The sequence below is a fragment of the Streptomyces similanensis genome (genome assembly GCF_039543625.1).
Lineage (GTDB): Bacteria > Actinomycetota > Actinomycetes > Streptomycetales > Streptomycetaceae > Streptomyces > Streptomyces similanensis.
Genome location: NZ_BAABKC010000049.1, coordinates 19,531 through 38,548, shown reverse-complemented (window position 1 = coordinate 38,548; position 19,018 = coordinate 19,531). Strand labels below are relative to the sequence as shown.

General features: G+C 74.1%; 18 protein-coding genes and 1 pseudogene. 15 read left to right on the top strand and 4 right to left on the bottom strand.

Annotated elements, in window-relative coordinates:
• Positions 1-76 precede the first annotated feature (76 nt).
• From ABEB07_RS17680 to ABEB07_RS17670, 3 genes are all read right to left on the bottom strand, one after another.
• Positions 77-1,279, bottom strand: coding sequence for an SGNH/GDSL hydrolase family protein (locus ABEB07_RS17680; RefSeq protein WP_345669208.1), 1,203 nt, complete (start codon positions 1,277-1,279; stop codon positions 77-79).
• 114 nt (positions 1,280-1,393) lie between these two features.
• Positions 1,394-1,963 carry a TetR/AcrR family transcriptional regulator gene (locus ABEB07_RS17675; protein WP_345669207.1) on the bottom strand — a complete coding sequence of 190 codons (570 nt, stop codon included), beginning with the start codon at positions 1,961-1,963 and terminating at the stop codon, positions 1,394-1,396.
• Positions 1,964-2,125: 162 nt separating this feature from the next.
• Complete coding sequence (locus tag ABEB07_RS17670) at positions 2,126-3,409, bottom strand: NAD(P)-binding domain-containing protein (RefSeq protein ID WP_345669206.1); 1,284 nt, start codon at positions 3,407-3,409, stop codon at positions 2,126-2,128.
• Between the two features lie 296 nt (positions 3,410-3,705).
• Between ABEB07_RS17670 and ABEB07_RS17665 the strand changes: the two genes are divergently transcribed.
• The 3 genes from ABEB07_RS17665 to ABEB07_RS17655 all read left to right on the top strand — a co-directional run bounded on the left by ABEB07_RS17665 (position 3,706) and on the right by ABEB07_RS17655 (position 7,290).
• Positions 3,706-4,176, top strand: a complete 471-nt coding sequence (locus ABEB07_RS17665) for a MarR family winged helix-turn-helix transcriptional regulator (protein WP_176147807.1) — start codon at positions 3,706-3,708, stop codon at positions 4,174-4,176.
• Positions 4,177-4,468: 292 nt separating this feature from the next.
• Entirely contained in the window at positions 4,469-6,055 is a 1,587-nt protein-coding gene (locus tag ABEB07_RS17660; protein WP_345669204.1) for an MFS transporter, read from the top strand.
• Between the two features lie 488 nt (positions 6,056-6,543).
• The gene (locus ABEB07_RS17655) at positions 6,544-7,290 is read left to right on the top strand and encodes a L,D-transpeptidase family protein (RefSeq protein WP_425589026.1); all 747 of its coding nucleotides are present in this window, start codon (positions 6,544-6,546) and stop codon (positions 7,288-7,290) included.
• A 163-nt stretch (positions 7,291-7,453) separates the two neighbouring features.
• Here the strand turns inward: ABEB07_RS17655 and ABEB07_RS17650 are convergent, their stop codons facing one another.
• Entirely contained in the window at positions 7,454-7,933 is a 480-nt protein-coding gene (locus ABEB07_RS17650) for an ATP-binding protein (protein WP_176151838.1), read from the bottom strand.
• A 196-nt stretch (positions 7,934-8,129) separates the two neighbouring features.
• On the opposite strand from ABEB07_RS17650, the gene ABEB07_RS17645 reads away from it, so the two are divergent.
• The 12 genes and pseudogenes from ABEB07_RS17645 to ABEB07_RS17590 form a co-directional block, all read left to right on the top strand.
• Positions 8,130-8,534, top strand: a complete 405-nt coding sequence (locus ABEB07_RS17645; protein WP_176147811.1) for an ATP-binding protein — start codon at positions 8,130-8,132, stop codon at positions 8,532-8,534.
• 196 nt (positions 8,535-8,730) lie between these two features.
• Positions 8,731-9,558 carry an ABC transporter ATP-binding protein gene (locus ABEB07_RS17640; RefSeq protein ID WP_345669201.1) on the top strand — a complete coding sequence of 276 codons (828 nt, stop codon included), beginning with the start codon at positions 8,731-8,733 and terminating at the stop codon, positions 9,556-9,558.
• A 433-nt stretch (positions 9,559-9,991) separates the two neighbouring features.
• Entirely contained in the window at positions 9,992-11,647 is a 1,656-nt protein-coding gene (locus tag ABEB07_RS17635) for a multicopper oxidase family protein (protein WP_345669200.1), read from the top strand.
• Between the two features lie 144 nt (positions 11,648-11,791).
• Positions 11,792-12,037: a ferredoxin gene (locus tag ABEB07_RS17630; RefSeq protein ID WP_176147814.1), complete on the top strand. Its 246-nt coding sequence runs from the start codon at positions 11,792-11,794 to the stop codon at positions 12,035-12,037.
• Positions 12,027-13,421 carry an NAD(P)/FAD-dependent oxidoreductase gene (locus ABEB07_RS17625; protein WP_164589294.1) on the top strand — a complete coding sequence of 465 codons (1,395 nt, stop codon included), beginning with the start codon at positions 12,027-12,029 and terminating at the stop codon, positions 13,419-13,421. Before ABEB07_RS17630 ends, ABEB07_RS17625 begins: the two co-directional genes overlap by 11 nt.
• Before the next feature lie 131 nt (positions 13,422-13,552).
• On the top strand, positions 13,553-14,788 hold the full coding sequence (locus ABEB07_RS17620; protein WP_345669199.1) for a cytochrome P450: 1,236 nt from the start codon (positions 13,553-13,555) through the stop codon (positions 14,786-14,788).
• Positions 14,789-14,988: 200 nt separating this feature from the next.
• Complete coding sequence (locus ABEB07_RS17615; RefSeq protein ID WP_164589296.1) at positions 14,989-15,192, top strand: hypothetical protein; 204 nt, start codon at positions 14,989-14,991, stop codon at positions 15,190-15,192.
• A gap of 108 nt (positions 15,193-15,300) precedes the next feature.
• Positions 15,301-15,807, top strand: coding sequence for a hypothetical protein (locus ABEB07_RS17610; protein ID WP_176147817.1), 507 nt, complete (start codon positions 15,301-15,303; stop codon positions 15,805-15,807).
• A 107-nt stretch (positions 15,808-15,914) separates the two neighbouring features.
• Positions 15,915-16,367, top strand: a complete 453-nt coding sequence (locus ABEB07_RS17605) for a hypothetical protein (RefSeq protein WP_176147818.1) — start codon at positions 15,915-15,917, stop codon at positions 16,365-16,367.
• A gap of 12 nt (positions 16,368-16,379) precedes the next feature.
• Positions 16,380-17,585 carry a carboxylate-amine ligase gene (locus ABEB07_RS17600; RefSeq protein WP_345669198.1) on the top strand — a complete coding sequence of 402 codons (1,206 nt, stop codon included), beginning with the start codon at positions 16,380-16,382 and terminating at the stop codon, positions 17,583-17,585.
• A complete protein-coding gene (locus ABEB07_RS17595) occupies positions 17,539-17,940 on the top strand; it encodes a hypothetical protein (protein ID WP_176147820.1) in 402 nt (133 codons plus the stop codon). Before ABEB07_RS17600 ends, ABEB07_RS17595 begins: the two co-directional genes overlap by 47 nt.
• A gap of 790 nt (positions 17,941-18,730) precedes the next feature.
• Positions 18,731-19,018: pseudogene (locus tag ABEB07_RS17590) on the top strand (4Fe-4S dicluster domain-containing protein); the annotation flags it as partial.

The window sequence follows — 19,018 nt, the reverse complement described above, 5'->3', positions numbered from 1 at the left end:
CCGGGGCGGCCACCCGTTCGAGTCGGTCTCCCGCCGGAGCGGCCATCCGTCCGCCCGCCTCCCCGGCGACGCGATGTCACCCGTGGGCCGAAAGGTCGGGTGCCGCGAAGGGACCGCCCGCGGCGAAGGCCAGTTCGGCGAAGCGTTCGCCCATGCGGCGGTGGGTGGCGGCGTCCGGGTGCAGCTCGTCGGGCAGCGGGAGTTCGGCGGCGTCGGCCTCGCCGTACAGCGCGCGGCCGTCGAGGTGGTGCAGGTGCGGGTCCTCGGCGGCGCGCCGCTCCACGATCCGGGCCAGTTCGTCGCGGATGACGGCGAGGGTGAGCTTGCCCGCCGCGCGCTCGGCCGGGTCGCCCGCGGCCCGGAACCGCGGCCGTCCGGCGGCGAGGGCGGCCAGGTCGGGTGCGGTGGGGCCGGGGGTGTCCTCGTGGATGGGGCACAGGATCGGCGACACGACGAGCAGCGGTGTGCTGGGATGGCCGTCGCGGACGGTGTCGAGGAATCCGTGGACGGCGGGGCCGAAGGCGCGCAGCCGCATCAGGTCGGCGTTGACGAGGTTGATGCCGATCTTGAGGCTGATCACGTCGGCGGGGGTGTCGCGCAGGGCGCGCGCGGTGAACGGGTCGAGCAGGGCGCTGCCGCCCAGGCCCAGGTTGATCAGTTCGACGCCGGCGCGGGAGGCGGCGAGCGCGGGCCAGGTGGTGGTCGGGCTCGCCGCGTCGGAGCCGTGGCTGATGGAGCTGCCGTGGTGCAGCCACACCCTGCGGCCCCGGTCCGGTGCGGGTCCGACGGGGGCGTCGGTGCGCAGCGCGACGAGTTCGGTGGTCTCGTTGTGCGGCAGCCAGATCTCGATGTCCTTGTCCCGCTCGGGCAGACCGGTGAAGCGGACGGTGCCCACGGGGCCGGGCCGGTGTTCGAGACTGCCGGTGGCCAGGTCGATGTGGAGGGTGTTGCCGCTGGGCACGCTGCCCTGGCCGGCCGGGCGGCCGTCGACGAGCAGGTCGTACAGGCCGTCCGGGCGGGGCGGGAGGCCGGCGTAGCGGCGCTTGGTGGGGAGGGTGTCCAGTTCGACGGCGGTGGCGCGGGTGCGCAGCGCCAGTCGTACGCCGGAGGGCTGGCTCTCGGCCATGGCCAGCTGTGCGTCGGCGCACTGGGCGCGGGCCCGGGCGGGCAGCCGGTGCGGCAGGACGCCGTGCGTGGTGCGTTCCAGGTCGAGGGCGCCGCGCAGGAGGCCGGCGGTGATGGGGGTGGTGATCCAGTCGGGTCGGGGTCCGGTGGCCATGGTCTTTCGCCTGTCGATCGGGGGTGTGCGGGCGCGCGGCGGCACGGGAGGAGCGCCGCGGCACGGAGGGAGGCGAGCGGCGCGGAGGAGCGTCGGCGGGGAGCGGTCGCGGGTTCAGGGGGTGGGGGCGCCGCGCAGCAGGGTGTCGAGGCGGTCCAGGATCCAGGTCCAGGTCTCCGACGCGTCGGGGGCGCTGTGGCTGAAGCCGCCGGCCAGTTCCAGGCTGATGTAGCCGTGGAAGACGCTGCCCAGCAGGCGCACGGCGTGTGTCTGGTCGGGTTCGGCCAGGTCGTAGCCGCGCAGCAGGGCCCGGGTCATCTGCGCGTGGCGCACTCCGGCGCTCGCGGCGGCCGTCTCGGGGTCGAGGCGGAGCCGGGCCGCGGCGTAGCGGCCGGGGTGGTGGCGCGCGTAGTCGCGCAGGACGTCCGCGTAGGCGGCCAGGGCGTCCTTGCCGGCCCGTCCGGCCAGGGCGTCGGCGGCGCGGTCGGCCAGTTCCTCCAGGGCGAGCAGGGCGATCCGGGTCCGCAGGTCCTGCGAGTTCCTCAGGTGGGAGTAGAGGCTCGCGACCTTGACGTCGAAGCGTCGGGCGAGGGCCGAGACGGTCACCTGGTCGAAGCCGACCTCGTCGGCCAGTTCGGCCCCGGCCCTGACCAGGCGTTCGGTGGTGAGTCCAGCACGCGGCACGACGAGACACTCCCTTCCGGTCGCCCGATGGTTACCTGAAGGGATTATGCGTCTCCCTAAAGGTATTAGGCAAACCGGTCGGCGCGGGTCCCGGTGCCGCGATGCCCCCCGTGCCCGTGGCGGCGGGGTGCCGTCCGGACGCCCGCCGGGGCGTTCCGCCGCTCAGCGCGGGGCCGTTCGGCGGGCCAGGTGGTGGGCGATGCGGGTGGCCGCGAACTCCGCGCCGGCCACGAAGCGCATCATGGGGCCGAACATCGGGGCGGACAGGGACCCGGCGAAGTACAGACCCGGCACCGTCGACTCGAACGAGGCGGACAGGTGCGGCGCTTTCGAGCCGCGTACGAGCCGCAGGGCGCCGCGCACGTCCGGCGACAGGAAGGGGACGGCGCCGAGGTCGAGCCGGTAGCCGGTGGCGGCCAGTACATGGTCGGCGGTGACGCTCTCCCGTGCGCCGCCCGGTCCGGCGAGGTCCAGCCGGACGATGGAACCGGCCGTCTCGGCCCCGACGACGCGGCACGACGTGCGCACCGGCACGACCCCCTCGACCCGGTCGCGCAGCCACCACCCGCCCGAGGGCCGCAGCGCGCGCCGGAACAGCAGCAGCCGGGCGGCCGGAGGCAGCCGCCGCACGCCGCCCGGCGCGCCGCAGACCCCGGCCAGGATCCAGCCGGCGCCCAGCGGCGAGGTGGGCCGCACCAGGCGGTACGGCCACGCGCGGGCCGGCTCAGGCGTCGCCCCCCACAGCAGGTCGGCCTCGCGGACGAGCACCTGCGTCCGGGCGCCGGCCTCGTGGAGCAGGGACGCGCTCTCCAGCGCGGACTGGCCGCCGCCGACCACGGCGACGCATCGGCCCGCGTACCGGGAGAGGTCGACGTGCTGGCTGGTGTGCGAGACCGGGGCGTGGACGCCCGGGCCGTCGGGCACGAGCCGCCGCAGTTCCTCGGGGATGTGGGCCAGGCCGTTCAGGCCGGTGGCCACGACGACGGCGCGCGCGGCGAACTCCTGTCCGTCGTCCAGCCGCACGGTGCATCCGGCGCCGGACTCCGCCCGCTCGACGGCCGCCACCCGGGCCGGCTCCACCTCGCCGACGTACCGCTTCTGGAACCACTGGCCGTAGCGGACGAACACGTCGCACGGGATCGGGGTCAGCTCGGTCAGCCGCGGTTCGCCGTGCACCCGCAGGAAGTCCGCCAGCCGTCCGCCGGGCTCCGGGACCGAGAGGTCGACGGCGTTCGGGGTCGACTTCAGGAACATCCCGGTCGCCATGGCGTGCCGCCAGCTGCCCATGACCTCGCCGAAGACCCGGACGGCGAGGCCCGCGGCCCTGAGGTGCGCGGCGATCGACAGGCCGTACGGACCCGCGCCGATCACGACGTCCGGAAGCCGCCGATCCTCGGTGGACGGCCCTTCGCGAAGCGGGCGCCGCCCCGGAAGCGACTGCGTCATGCATCCCCCCGACTGCTCCCCCCGCCGCCTTCCCCAAGGCGGCGCGGCACTTCGGGACGGGCACGACGGAACAGCGCCGCCGCGCGCCTCCCCCCTCCGCCGCTCAGTGTTACCCACCGGGCGAGGCGGGGATGCGAAATGGGGCCACGTTGCCAAAAGATGGTCAAAGCGTTGACCGGCCCACGTCCCGGTGTGCTCCCGGGCCCCACCCGGCACGACCGGACGGACGGCGAAGGGCATCCCCGGAGCCTTACCTCTTTTGACATACCTATAGGCCCATATCTATGGTCGCCCGTATGCCAGGAACCCGTACGCCCGTCGACAGCGCCGCCGCGCACCTCGCGGTCGCCCTGCCGGCGCTGCACCGGGCCCTGGACCACCGCATCCGCGCGGACTTCCCGCACGCCGGACTCCCCGACGGTCCGCTCGCCCTGCTGCGACTGGCGGCCGAACGGGAGGGCGTCACCGTGCGGGAGGCGGCCGAGGCGCTGCTGATGAAGCCGAACAACGTCAGCGCGCTCGTCTCCCAGCTGACCGGCCGGGGGCTGCTGGAGCGCCGCGCCGACCCGGCCGACCGACGCGTCGCGCATCTCTACGTCACGGACCTCGCCCGGGAGCACCTCGCCGAGGCCCGTGCCCTCGCCGAGCGCCACCTCGCCACCGCCATGCGCCATCTGGGCGAGGGCGAGATGGCCGCACTGGGCTCCGCCCTCGGCGCGCTGTCCTCCCTCACCGCGCACCTGCGGCCCGCGCCCGGCCCGGCCTGACACCGGCCGCGCGTCCGCGGCCCACGACCAGTCTGGGTCCGAGACCGTCGAAGTCCGCAGGGCACCGGCGGCCGACGACCAGCCGGGCCTGACTCCCCCGCGCCGCGACGGCCCGCCACCGGCCCGGTCCGCCACCGGGTTCCTCAGGCGTGGTCCTCTCCTTCTGCTTTCCCTCTCCTTTCCCTTCCCGGGCCCCGCGTCCCGCCCCTCCCGCACGTCCTCCGGCCTCCGTCGGCCGGCGGTGCGGGCGGGCGTGCCGTGCCGCCCTCCCGAACGCAAGGCAGTCCTCATCATGTCCTCGCCCAGCGTCACGTCTCCGTCCAGCGCGACCGCGTCGGCCGCTTCGCCCACGCCGGCGGCGGGCCGCCGCGCCAATCCCTGGCTGACCCTCGCCGCCGTGGCCTTCGGCCTGTTCATGGTCGGTCTCGACGGCTCGGTCGTCTCCATCGCCAATCCCGAGATCGGCCGCGACCTCGACGCCACCACGGCCGACCTGCAGTGGGTGACCAACGCCTACCTGCTCGCGCTCGCCGCCGCGCTCATCCTCGGCGGCAAGCTCGGCGACCGTCTCGGCCGCCGCACCGTCTACCTCGTCGGCGTCGCCGGGTTCACCGCGGCCTCCGTCGCCATCGGCCTGTCCGGCGCCATCGTCCCGGTCATCGCCTTCCGCGCCGTGCAGGGCTTCTTCGGCGCCCTGCTCATGCCCAACACGCTCGGTCTGCTGCGCGCCGTCTTCCCGCCGCGCAAGTTCGGCATGGCGGTCGGCATCTGGGCCATGGTGTCCTCCGTCTCCACCGCGCTCGGCCCGATCGTCGGCGGTCTGCTCGTCGAACACGTCAGCTGGGAGTCGGTCTTCTACATCAACGCCCCGATCGGCGTCCTCGCCCTGGTCGTCAGCGCGCTGGTGCTGCCGCAGAGCCGCAACGAGGCCGCCCGCGGCGAGAAGTTCGACATCCCGGGCGTGGCGCTGCTCGCCGCCGGTGCGCTGCTGGTCGTCTTCGGCGTGGTCAAGGGCGAGAGCTGGGGCTGGACTTCGGCCGGCACCCTCGGCGCGATCGCGGCCGGGCTCGTCGTGATCCTCCTGTTCGGCCGGTACGAGACCCGGGTGGCCGCTCCGCTGCTGCCGATGCGGCTGTTCCGCAACCGGGCGCTGACCATCGGCGCCGTCCTCACCGGGCTGAACTTCTTCGTCCTGCTCGGCTCGATCTTCTTCGTGATGCTCTACCTGCAGAACGTCCGCGGATTCTCCCCGGTCGAGGCGGGGGTGCGGACCCTGCCGCTGAGCCTCGCCTCGGTCGTCGCCTCGCCGCTCGGCGCCGCGCTGACCGCACGCTTCTCGGCCCGGCTGACGATGCCGCTGGGCATGGTGCTCCAGGGCGCGGCGTCGTTCCTGATGCTCACCTGGGGCGCCGATTCCGGGTACGGCGCCCTGTGGCCGCCGTTCGTCGCGCTGGGTCTGGGCGTCGGCATGGTGATGTCGGCCTCGTCGGACACCATCGTCGGCAACGCCCCGGTCGCGGACGCCGGCGTGGCGGGCGGGTTGCAGGCCACCTCGCTCCAGGTCGGCGGGGCGCTCGGCACCTCGGTGCTGGTGTCGCTGATCAGCGGCCGGGTCGGTTCGAGTCTCGGTCCGTCCCTCGTCTCGGCCGGAGTGCCGGTGCGGACGGCCCATCAGCTCCAGGGCGCCGAGGACGCCGTCGCCATGGGGGTCGCGCCGGTCTCCGCCGCCATGCCGGAGCGGCTGCGGGAGGCCGTGGTGGAGGGCAGCGGCCACGCGTTCGTGAACGGTCTGCACACCGCCGCCCTGACCACGGGCGTGCTGTGCGCGGCGGGCGCGCTCACCGCCGTGCTCGGTCTGCGCGGGCGCCGGGAGGAGTGACCCGCCGGGCGGCGGCACCGGCCGCCTGACCCGCAAGCGCCGGACAGCACCCTGCCGGACAGTGAAGAAGACCTGCTCGTCGCGGACATCGCCCGGACGAGCAGGCCTTCACGCCACGGACGGCTAGCGGTCCGTGGCGGCGGGAGAACCGACGGCGGGTGATGCGGTCATCAGCTTCCCGAACTGGGCCATGCAGGTGGAACAATGGCCGGCCCGCTGTGCGCTCGCCCCGTCGACACGTTGTCCGAGCCGCTGGCCGCACAGCGTCGTGGCCGTGTTCTTGGCCATGACGTGCCATACCAACGCGTCTCCGGGCTTTTCCACTCCAGCACACATTTCATACATGATCGGCTCCCTTGATGGACGCCTCTCTGATTCCAGGAAACACCCGGTCAGCCGCATCCACGCCGCCACGGACGACCATTCGGGTGACGGCCCACGGCCGGGCCGCCGACCGAGCGCACAGGGCGCGGTGGAATCATGGGCCCATGCGAAAAAGGGGTGCGATGCGGACAGCGGCTCTGGTGGCCGTGTGCGGTGCGGTCACGATGTCCCTGGCGGGCTGCGGCGGTTCCGGCGGTTCGGGGAAGAAGGGGACGGGCGGCGCGGGGGGCGGCGGGAGCACCGACGACGCGGCGCCGCGCAGCACCGCCTGGAAGCAGGTGCCCGGGATCGGCGACCGGCTGTGGCAGCGCGTCCCGGCCGACTCCCGCCAGATCGTCGCCGTCTACGGGACCGGTCCGGACTCCCCCGCCGCCACCGTCGAACTCTTCGTCAAGCAGGGCGACACCTGGAAGCGCACGCAGTCCTGGGCGGCGCACAACGGGCGCAAGGGCTGGACGACCGACCACCACGAGGACGACCAGCGCAGCCCGGTCGGGGTGTTCACGCTGAGCGACGCGGGCGGCGTGCTGGCTGACCCGGGCGCGAAGCTGCCGTACAACCGGTCCGACGCGTTCCAGCCCCCGCGCTACTGGAACAAGGCGTACTGGCACGACTTCGACTACGTCATCGCCATCGACTACAACCGGGTCAAGGGCACTTCGCCCGACGACCCGACGCGGCCCCTGGGGCAGACCAAGGGCGGGAACATCTGGCTGCACATGGACCACGGCAGCGGCACCTCGGCCTGCGTGTCCATGTCCAAGTCGGCGATGCGGACGCTGCTGCGCACGCTCGACCCCAGCCGGCACCCGGTCGTGGTGATGGGCGACCGGCGCGACCTCGCGGCCTGACGGTCCGTCCGGGCGGGACGCCGTCCGGAACCGTGGCCGCCGCCGTCGGCGGCGGCCCGCGCCGCACGCGCCCCGCGGTACGGGACCGCACCGTAAGCGCCCCGCCGTACAGGACCGCACCGTACGCGCCCTGCCGGACGGGAACCGCGCGGCACCCGTCCGGCTACCGGCCGCCGCGTCTCGTCGGGCCGTCGGCCGGGTCGTCCAGCAGGGCGACACGGGCGATGACGCGTTTGCCCACCGGCTCGCGCCGCACCTCGAAGCCCTGGACGACGGCCATCACGATCTCCAGACCGTGCTGGCCGACCCGGCCCGGATCCGCGGCCCGCGCCACCGGCAGCACGGGATCGCTGTCCCAGACCGCGATCTCCACCGCGTCGCCGTCGACCGCCAGGTCCAGCAGGATCGGCCCGGAGGCGTACTTGCGTGCATTGGTGACCAGTTCGCTGACCACCAGCTGGGTCAGGTCCATGGCCCGGTCCGGGACCGGCAGTCCGTGTTCGGCCCGCACCCGGGTCAGAAATTGGGCCGCGAGACGACGGGCTTCGGCGATGCACGTACCGTCCCCGTCGAGGGCCGCCGCCGTCCGTATCACGTCAGCATCCGAGACCCTTCTCCCACCGCCGAGGAGGACGGATCGCATGTCCACCGCATTCACCACCCTGTTCACGGGGCTGCATATACCCCTGTTCGGAAAACCCACGCCCCCTTCTTTCCTGTCAGCTGCGTCACATCCGGCCCACCGGTCGCCCGACTGCGCGACGGACCGGTTTGCGCCGCGTCGAAGGCGGTCCGGGGGGTAGACGGCGTCCACCCGCAGACGACAGGAAGGCCACACAGTGGACGAGACATCGCTCCGGGCGGTGGGCTGGGCACGCTCACTGCCGTTGGACAGCGAGGTGAAGGCGGCCCGGGACTGGGCGCGCGCTCACCTGGAGGCCCTGGGCTGGACCACCACCGCCCCGGAGACGGTGGACGCGGTGCTCCTGACCGTCTCCGAACTGGTCACCAACGCGCACCGGCACGCCCACAGCAGCGCCCAGCTGATCCTCACCTGGGACAACCGCTGTCTGCACATCGCCGTCCACGACGCCTCCAGCGAGGTGCCGGCGCCGCGGGAGCCGAGCACCGACCGCCTGGGCGGCCGGGGGATGTTCCTCGTCGACGCCCTCGCCGACTCGTGGGAGACCCGCCCCTGCCCGCACGGCAAGACCGTCGTCGCCTGTTTCCGGCCGGCGGCCTGAACCCTTCGGCCGTCTTCAGTGCCCCGGCTCCCGGGCCGGGGCGCTGGAGGCGGAAGGTCCCGTCCCGTGCGCCCGGCTCCCCCGACCGCTTCGCCGTCCACCCACCGGACGCCCCGACGACAAGGTGCCGGATGCATCTAACGTCGGGCGGACCGGCCGGACGGAGGTCCGGCGCGCGTCGAAGGGAGCCCGGGAGATGGCCGAGAGGACGACCGAGCAGGGGCCTGCGGAACTCGGGAACGTCGTGGCGCTCAGGGACGTGAGCGTACGGCGGTTCACCACCGACCAGGTGATCCTCGACGGCGTCGACTGGACGGTGCGGCCCGGCGAGCACTGGGCGCTCCTCGGCGCCAACGGCGCGGGCAAGACCACGCTGCTGCGACTGCTCGGCGCGCTGATGCACCCCACCACCGGCACCGTGGAGGTGCTGGGCGGCCGGCTCGGCCGGATCGACGTGCGCGAACTGCGCGCCCGGCTCGGACACGTCACCTCGGCCCAGCGCGTGCCGCAGGACCTTTCCGCGCACACGGTGGTGCTGACCGGCCACAGCGGCACGGTGCAGCCGCTGTGGAAGACGTACGACGACGAGGTGCGGCAGCGGGCCCACGAGCTCCTGGCCGAGCTGGGGATCAAGGAGCTGGCGGAGCGGCCGTACGGCGTCTGCTCGGGCGGGCAGCGGGCCCGCGTCCTGATCGCCCGGGCGCTGATGGCCGAGCCGGCCCTGCTGCTGCTGGACGAGCCGTTCAACGCCCTGGACCTGCCCTCCCGCGAGGATCTCGTCGAGGCCATGCACCGGCTGGCCGAGGGGCGCCCGCGGCTGGCGACCGTGACGGTCACCCACCACCTGGAGGAGCTGTCCCCCGCCGTCAGCCACGCCCTGCTGCTGCGCGAGGGGCGGATCCTGGCCCGTGGACCGGTGGCGGAGGTGCTGACCGGGCCCTGGCTGACCGCCTGCTTCGGGCGGCCCATCGCGGTGAACCGGCACGAGGGCCGCTGGTGGGCGTACTCCGCGCCGCGGGGCTGAGCCGACAACGGCCGGTCCGTGGCGCAGCGTGGCCGAAAGCGGTTTTCCACTACCGGCAGTAATGTGATCAACTTTGCCATCAGGTGCTCCCTACAAGGAACTTGAGCGCCTCGTATGTCTTCGATCACCCCCGTGCGAGGAATTCCATGCCGTCCCAGGGCGACGCTCTGCAGCAAGCGCATTCCGACTACCAACACCACATGCGGACCTGCCGCCAGTGCCACGCCGACGGTGCGCCGTGCGCCGTGGCCAAGCACTTGATGCGGGTGTACAACAACGCCCGCAGGATCGCGCCCCGCACCGACTGACGGCCCGCCGACCGGGTGAGGGGGGCCGGCGGCGGAGGGGCGGCGGGGGAAATCGGGGGGCGCGAACATCGGACGCGCCGCCCTGGTTCTCCCACATGTCGGCACAAAACGTGTGTTATTCAGTCATGCACACACATACGCGGCGCACCTTGCTCAGTGCCTCGATCCTGGCTGCCGGTTCGGGACTCCTGGGCGCCTGCTCCGGGTCCGGCTCCTCCTCGGAGCCGGGTCCGCGTCCGGGCGCCTCGGAGGGTCCGGGTTCCCGCCCCGGCGACCGCCGCTTCGTGCCCAAGGGGCCCAAGGGGTACGTGAACCCCTCCGACCCGGAGGTCCTGGCCGCCGAGAGGCAGCGCGGCGCCGGACCGGTGCGCACGTACAAGTTCACCGCCACCGAGACGTCACTGGACCTCGGCGGACGCACGATCAGGACCTGGGCGTACGGCGACGTCGCGCCGGGCCGGGTGGTCCGGGTCACCAAGGGCGACGTGCTCGACCTCACGCTCGCCAACCACCTGCCCGTGCCGACGACCCTGCACTCGCACGGTGTGCGGCTGCGCTGCGACATGGACGGGGTACCGGGTCTCACCCAGGACGGGATCAAGCCGGGGGCCGAGTTCACCTACCGGTTCGCGGTCTCCCACCCGGGCACCTACCTGCTCCACTCGCACGAGGGCATGCAGCCCGACCGCGGCCTGTACGCGCCGCTGATCGTGGACGACCCCCGGGAGCCGCTGAAGTACGACAAGGAGTGGATCGTCGTCCTGGACGACTGGGTGGACGGGGTCGACGGCTCCGACCCGGACGCGGTGCTGTCCCAGTTGCACGGCGGCAAGCGGGTGCCGATGAGCATGGAGATGGACGGCGAGGAGCACGGCTCCACGGGCGCGCACGGCTCCGCCGGGCGGCAGGCGCCGCGCCGCGCCGCCTCCGGCGGCCCCTCGCGCGTGCTGCGCCACTCCTCCAGCGCGCTGCTGCACGGCATGGGCGGCAACGTCGACCACCCCTACTACCTGGTCAACGGCCGCCTGCCGCAGGCCGCTTCGGTCTTCAAGGCCAAGCCCGGCGACCGCGTCCGGCTGCGGATCATCAATGCCGGCGCGGACACCGCCTTCCGGGTGGCGCTCGGCGGCCACCGGATGACGGTGACGCACACCGACGGCTACCCGGTCGAGCACCACGAGACGGACGCCCTGCTGATCGCCATGGCCGAGCGCTACGACGTGATCGTCACCGTCAAGGACGGAACGTTCCCTCTGGTGGCGCTGGCCGAGGGCAAGGGGAACCGGGCCAGGGCGCTGGCGGTGCTGCGCACCGACAGCAGCAAGGGTCTGCCCTCGCCCTCCGTCCACCCCGCCGAGCTGGACGGGGCGCTCGTGCCGGCCAGGCGGCTGGCGCCCGCGGAGTCGGTGGCCTTCTCCGACCGCCGCCCGGACCGCGAGATCCGGATCAGGGCCACCGGCAACATGAAGGAGTACAACTGGCAGTTCGACCACCAGTCCTACTCCACCGACCACCGCCATCCCGTCCGGCAGGGCGAACGGGTGCGGCTGACGCTCATCAACGGCACCGACATGTGGCACCCCATCCACCTGCACGGCCACACCTTCGCGCTGACCGGCATCGACGACGTCGGCACCCGCAAGGACACGGCGATCGTGCTGCCGCACCGCAAGCTGGTGTTCGACTTCGACGCCGACAACCCCGGCCTGTGGATGCTGCACTGCCACAACCAGTACCACTCCGAGTCCGGCATGATGACCGTCCTCGGCTACCGCAAGTGACCCCCCTCACCCCTTCGGCGGGCTCCGGCGCGCGGGCCGCCCGCGGTGCCGCCGATGCTGGCGTGGGGGAGCTGACCGCCGTCCCAGGACGTCCGCCGCGCCGGCGGCCGCCCGGGCCTGGCCGCTGAAGGGCGGATCGCGCCGATGAGGCTTGTCGTCGATCTCAACCGGTGTCAGGGGTACGCGCAGTGCGCCTTCCTCGCGCCGGAGGTGTTCACCATGCACGGCGAGGAATCGCTCGTCTACAGCCCCTGGGCCGGCGACGAGCACCGGGAGAAGGCAGCGCGCGCCGTCGCCGCCTGCCCCGTGCAGGCGATCACCGCGGACGGACTCGCCGACCCGGCCGACGCGCCCGCCGGGGCGGGGCGGGTGGCCTCCGATGCCCGCTGAGCAGTTCCACGAGTGGCTGCGCCGCGAGGGCCGCATCGTCGTCGTGGGCGCGTCGCTGGCCGGGCTGCGGGCCGCCGAGACGCTGCGCGCCGAGGGCTTCACCGGCTCGCTGACCATGATCGGCGACGAGCCCTACGAGCCGTACGACCGGCCGCCGCTGTCCAAGGCGGTGCTGCTCGGCATGTCCGCGCCGGACCGCACCGACCTGCCCCGCCGCCGGGAGATCGACGCGACCTGGCGGCTGGGCGTCGCCGCGACCGGGCTCGACCTCGCGGGCCACCGGGTGCGGCTGGCCGACGGCGACGAGGTGCCCTACGACCGGCTGCTGATCGCCACCGGGGTGCGCGCCCGGCCCTGGCCGAAGGAGGAGGAGGCCCAGCTCGACGGCGTCTTCACGCTGCGCACCAGGGACGACGCGGTCCGGCTGCACCGGCGGCTGAAGGCCGGGCCGCGCCGGGTGTTCGTCATCGGCGCCGGGTTCACCGGCTCGGAGATCGCCTCCGCCTGCCGGCACCAGGGCATCGCGGTCACCGTGGCCGAACGCGCGGACGCTCCGCTGGTGGGCGCGCTGGGCGGGGTGATCGGCTCGGTGGCCGCCGAACTCCACCGCGACAACGGGGTGGACCTGCGCACCGGTGTGATGGTCACCGGGCTGGAGGGCGACTCGGTGGGTCGGGTGCGGGCCGCGCACCTGTCCGACGGGTCCGTCGTCGACACGGACGTCGTGGTGGTGTCGCTGGGCGCGACCCGCAACACCGAGTGGCTGGCCGATTCGGGGCTGGGCGCGGGACCGCGCGGCATCGCCTGCGACGCGGGCTGCCGGGCCTTCGACTTCCGCGGCATCGTCACCGACGACGTGTACGTGGCCGGTGACGTGGCCCGCTCCCCGCACGCGCTGTTCGGCTACCAGTTCCTGTCGCTGGAGCACTGGGGCAACGCGGTCGCGCAGGCCGAGGTGGCCGCGCACAACATGATCAGCGCCAGCGCCGACCGGCGTCCGCACCTGTGGGTGCCCGCCTTCTGGTCCGCCCAGTTCGGGGTCAACATCAAGTCGGTGGGCGTGCCGACCATGGGCGAGGAGATCATGATCACCCAGGGGTCGCTGGCCGAGCGCCGGTTCGTCGGGGTGTACGGGTACCGGGGCCGGGTGATCGCCGCGGTGAGCTTCGACAACACGCGGTGGCTGGAGTTCTACGAGGGACAGATCGAGCGGGGCGCGCCGTTCCCGGTGGAGTACCCGACCATGGACCGCAGGCCCGAGGGCCGCAAGCCGGTGCCGGCCGACTTCCCCGACCCGTCCCTGCCGACCCACGGCGCGACCGTGACGCTCAGCGGCTACTCCCCGGCCGACCGCCGCCTCGTCTTCACCCCGGCCCGCCACTGACGCCCCGGCGACGCCCTGTGCCCGGCAACGCCCTGTGCCCGGCTCCGGCCGCCGCCGGCCGGAGCCCGATCCCCCGCCGGCCGCCGGCCGGCCCCGACTCCCCCACGCCCCAGCACGCCCGAGGACCCGCCATGACGCAAGCCCCGCTCCTGCGCCGGATCACCGACTACTCCAGCCGCGCCGACCCGTACCCGCTGTACGAAGAGCTGCGCCGCACCCCGGTGCTGCACGAGGAGGAGGGCGGCCCGTACGTCATCAGCTCGTACTACGACATCAAGGGGCTGCTCCACGATCCACGGATCAGCTCCGACGCGGCCAACGCCACCGCCGCCGACGACGAGTTCTCGGCGCCGGAGGCCACCGGGCTGCCGCCGAGCTTCCTGCGGCTCGACCCGCCCGAGCACGACCGGCTGCGCCGGATCGCCAACAGCTCCTTCGGGCCTCCGCACCGCCCCGACCGGATCGACGGACTGCGCGGCGAGCTGGGCGCGATCGTCTGCGACCTCCTCGACGGTCTGGCCGGCGCCGAACGGATCGACGTCGTCGACCAGTTCGCGTACCCCTTCCCGGTGACCGTCATCTGCCGGCTGCTCGGCGTGCCGCGCGAGGAGGAGCCACGCTTCCGCGCCTGGGTCGACCCGATCGTGGCCGGCCTGGACCCGGGCAACCGCGACGACCCCGGCGCGCCGGGCCCCAAGGCCGCGCAGGAGGCCCGGGTCCAGCTGGGCATGTACCTGGCCGGGCTGGTCGAGGAGCGCACCCGGGACCCGCGCGACGACATGCTGTCCGACCTGGTGGCCGGGCACGGACCGGACGGCGCGATGTCGATGATGGAGGTGCTGAGCACGGCGGTGCTGCTGCTGATCGCCGGGCACGAGACGACGGTCAACCTGATCACCAACGGCATGCTCACCCTGCTGCGCCACCCGGAGTACCTGGAGCGGCTGCGCGCCGATCCCGGCCTGTCCGTCAGGATCGTGGAGGAGCTGCTGCGCTACGAGCCGCCGGTGCAGCTGGTGCCGCAGCGCACCTGCATCACGGACATCGAGCTGCGCGGGGTGACCATCCCCAAGGGCTCGCGGATCTGGCTCGTGCTGGCCGCGGGCAACCGGGACCCGGAGCGGTTCAAGGACCCCGACCGGTTCGACCCGGACCGCGAGGACATCGAGCACCTGGGCTTCGGCAGCGGCATCCACAGCTGTTTCGGCGCGCCGCTGGCCCGGCTGGAGGCGCAGGTCGCGCTGGCCGAGCTGGCCCGCCGGCTGGACAACCCGCGCCTGGCCGAGGACCCGCCGCCGTACCGCACCAACGCGGTGCTGCGCGGTCCGCGCCATCTGACCGTCGACGTCGACGGCGTGCTTCCGTAGGGGGCCACGGCCGGAAGGGCCGCGGCCCCGGGGGCGCAGCAGCGGTAGGGGGCTGCCGTCGCAGGGCGCCGCGGCGGTAGGGGCTGCCGCCGGTCGCGGTGGGTGAGGATGCGACTACCTCGCCGAAATTTCTGGACATCGCAGGAAAATCGGACAAAATGGTGTGCATCCCCACCGCGACTTCGAGGAGCCGCTCCCGTATGGCGTACGGAGCCCACCACAGCCCCACCCCGCCTCCCCGCCGCAGCCCCGTCCCGCTGCCGCGCCCCGATCCGGGCCTGGCCCGCGACTGCGACCACTGCCTGGGCTGGGGAACCGTCGTCACCCGCGACGGGAACCACGAGCTGTGCGACACCTGCCAGTCGGACACGGACGGCGGAGCATATCCGCCGGGGCCGTACTGACGCCGGCGTTCACCCGACCGGGTGCGGCGCTGCGCCGGTCGAGTGGTGCATCGTCCCGCTCGGCCGTAGCGTCGTTACAGAGTCAGACGTCGTCGGCCGGGAGTGAACATGCGCAAACACACAGTGAGCACAGCGGTCACACTCGGTGCCACCGTCCTGCTCGGCGCGGGCGGCCTGGGCACGGCATCCGCCGCACCCGGGGCACCGGCTTCACCGGCGGTAACGGACCCCGCGCACCGGCAACCAGGACAGTCCGTGCTCGTGGACTGTTCCATGAAGTCGCAGGTGCGCCCCGACACCTTCGTCCTCGCCTGCGGTGACGGCAACAGCCGGCTGGTCTCGCTGCACTGGACCAAGTGGACCGGCCGGGCCGCGACGGCCCGGGGCGTCAACGCCGTCAACGACTGCAAGCCCTACTGCGCGGCGGGCACGTTCCGCTCGTACCCGGTCGTCGTCCGGCTGGAGGGTCCGCAGCCCTGGAAGAAGGACCCCCAGCTGCGGCAGTTCACCCGCCTCAGCCTCGTCTTCCCGGGGGCCAGGCCCCAGGGGTACCAGCGGGTCGTGACGTACCAGCTGGGCGACTCGGCGATCGTGGCGCCCCAGCGGGCCGGCTGACGCACGCCGGAACGGGTGCCCGCGGGGGACGCGGGCGCCCGTCGGCGTGAAGCCGCCGCACCGCGAGCACCCGTCAGCGCCGCACCGCGAGCAAGGGAGCGTCCGGGATGCACTCGATCACCAAGGGCCTGCTGGCAGGCGCCGTGGGGACCCTCGCCCTCGACGTGGTCACCTACACGGACATGCTGGTGCGCGGCCGGCCCTCCAGCGGCATCCCGGCGCAGGTCGCGGACCGCCTCGCCCGGCGGGCCTCGGTGCCGCTCGGCGACGGCGCGGCACGGGACGCGCGCGCCCAGGGAGCCGGCGCGCTCATGGGCTACGGCACCGGGGTCGCCGCCGGAGCGGCGTACGGGCTGCTGCTGCGGGGGCGGCCGCCGCTGCCGAACCCGGTGGCCGGGCCGCTGCTCGGCGCGGCCGTGATGGCGGGCGCCAACGGCCCGGCCACCGCGCTGCGGCTGACCGATCCCACCACGTGGGACACGGCGTCGTGGCTGTCCGACATCGTCCCGCACCTGGTGTACGGCCTGACGGCGGCCGCCGTGTACCGGGCGCTCGGCTGAACGGGCGACGCCATGCAGCGCATCGGGGCCGAGGAGGAGTTCCACCTGCTGGACGCGGACAGCGGGCTGCTGGTGCCGCGCGCCCGCGCCGTGCTCGCCCTGCTGCCCGGCTCCGGGTTCACCTCCGAGCTCCAGCAGTCGGTGGTGGAGAGCAACAGCGGGGTGCACGACACCCTGGAGGGCCTGCACGCGGACCTGACCGCGTCCCGCCGCCGGCTGGACACGGCCGTCTCAGCGCTCGGACTCGCCGCGGCCGCCGCGGGCACCGTTCCGCTGGCCGCCGTCGGCAGCGCGGACGTCACCCCCGATCCCCGCTACCGGCACATGACGGAGGAGTACCGCAGGGTCGCCGACGAGCAGTTGATCTGCAGCGCGCAGGTGCACGTCGACGTCCCCGACCGGGACACGGCGGTGCGCGCCATGTGCCTGGTCGCGCCCTGGCTGCCGCCGCTGCTGGCGCTGTCGGCCAGTTCGCCGTTCTGGCTCGGCGCGGACACCGGGTACGCGAGCTGGCGGACGATGCTGTGGCAGCGCTGGCCCACCGCCGGTCCGGCCGGCTGCCACCGCGACGCCGCCGACTACGACGCGACGGTCGCCGAACTGGTCCGCTCCGGTGTCATCACCGACACCGGAATGGTCTACTACGACATCCGGCCCTCCGCGCACCAGCGCACGCTGGAACTGCGGATCTGCGACGCCTGCCCGCGCGCCGAGACGGTCGTGCTGGTCGCCGGTCTCTTCCGGGCCCTGGTGCACGACGCCTGCCTCCGGCTGGCCCGGCGCGAGGCGCCCGCGTGCGACGGGCACCACGAGTGGCTGCGCGCCGCCGCGTGGCGGGCCGCCCGCTCGGGACTCGAAGGGCCCCTGGTCGACCCGGTCACCCGGCGCGCCGTCCCCGCCCGCGTGGCCCTGCTCGGCATGCTGGCCAGGCTGCGCCCGGCGCTGGAGGCGTCCGGCGACTGGGAGAACGTGCACGAACTCCTGGACCGGGCGCTGGCCGAGGGCAGCGCCGCGCACCGGCTGCGCCGGGCCGCCGAGCGCGGCGGCCTGCCCGCCGCGGTGCGCCTGACGGTCGCCGAGACCCGTGGCGCCGGGCCCGACGGGCGCGTCGCGGGGCCACCGGACCGGGCGACGCCCGAGTCCTCCGCACAGGTACGTCCGGGGAGCGGTCATGTGGAAGCGCAGGAAGCGGAACCGGGGCCACCGACGGTCCGCTGAACCGCTGGGGCTGGAGCTGTGCGACCTGTGCGCCGCGACCTTCCCGGCGGACCGGGCGGTGCGCGGATACGTGCCCGACTCCTCCGCCGCCCACCCCACCGACGACTGGCTGGACGGGCTGCGCCCGGTCACCGCCTGCGGTGAGGCGCACTTCGCGGTGGTGCGGGAGAGTTACCGGCTGCGTCCCTTTGTGCAGGAGGAGCTGTGGGCCGCGAAGATCGAGCGGGTGCTGACCGCCGGCGCACCCGTCCTGACCATGCATCAGCTCGGCTGCCGTACCGGACTGCACGACCCGGAGATCCGGCGCGCCATCGCCTGGCACAACGCGCACCTCGGGCCCGACAGCCGGCTGTGACACCGCCGCGGCCGAGGGCGCCCGGCGCGGGGGCGGCTCACGCCGGCGCTCAGCGCAGGGCGCCCAGCAGCGTCCGGCAGGCGCCGGCCGCGCCGCCGGCATGCCTTGGCGCACACCGCGCAGTGCTCGTGGCGCGGCTCGTGCCGGGCGCAGTGACCGGCGCCTGCCGCGCAGGCCGCCGCGCAGGCGGCCAGGACGTCGCGGGCGACATCGGCGCCGTACCCCGTGCGGCGGGAGAGGACGCGGGCGGTGGCGTCGCAGATGTCCGCGCAGTCCAGACAGGCGCGGACGCGGGCGCGTCTACGAGATGCACCTCGCTGTGGTGACGGTCATCCACCACTCCTCGTCCGGTTCGGATCGCGCCTGGCGCGGAGGTCGCGTCGGCGTTGCGGGGTTTCCCCGCCGGGGGCCGCGCAACCGCGCCGGGCGGCGTTCACCCGGGTGGGGGGCGACCGTGCGCCGTTTCGGGCGTGCGCCCACCGGGCACTCGTGCCAGGCTCGTTGACGAGCCCTCGGCAGGCAGCCCGCACACGGGGCGCTGCCCGGCCGCCGGTCCGGTCCGCTCGTGCGCGGCCGGCCCGTACGGCCCGCCCGCGCCCGCGGGCGCCTCGGCGGTCCGGAAGAGCCGGGGCGGAGGGCGGCAGCCTGGCTGGGAGGTCGGAGCATGACCGAGGGCGACACGGCGGCGCGGCCGGCCGGCGGTGCTCCGCCGCCCCCGTCGCGGAACCTGCTGTACGGGCCGCAGCCGAACGTCGCCGCGGGGGCCGGACACGTCGATCCGCCGCCGCGGATGGGCTTCTTCACCGACACCTCGGTCTGCATCGGCTGCAAGGCGTGCGAGGTGGCGTGCAAGGAGTGGAACTCCGTGCCGGAGGACGGCCTGGAGCTGACCGGCATGTCCTACGACAACACCCAGGGGCTGGGCGCGGACACCTGGCGGCACGTGGCGTTCATCGAGCAGCGCAAGCCGTTCGGCGGCCAGGAACCCGGCGTCGACCACGGCGGCTTCGACGTGTTCGAGGCCGCCCGCAACCTGGGCCGCTCCCCCGCCACCACCGCCGCACCCGGCCCGTGCGCC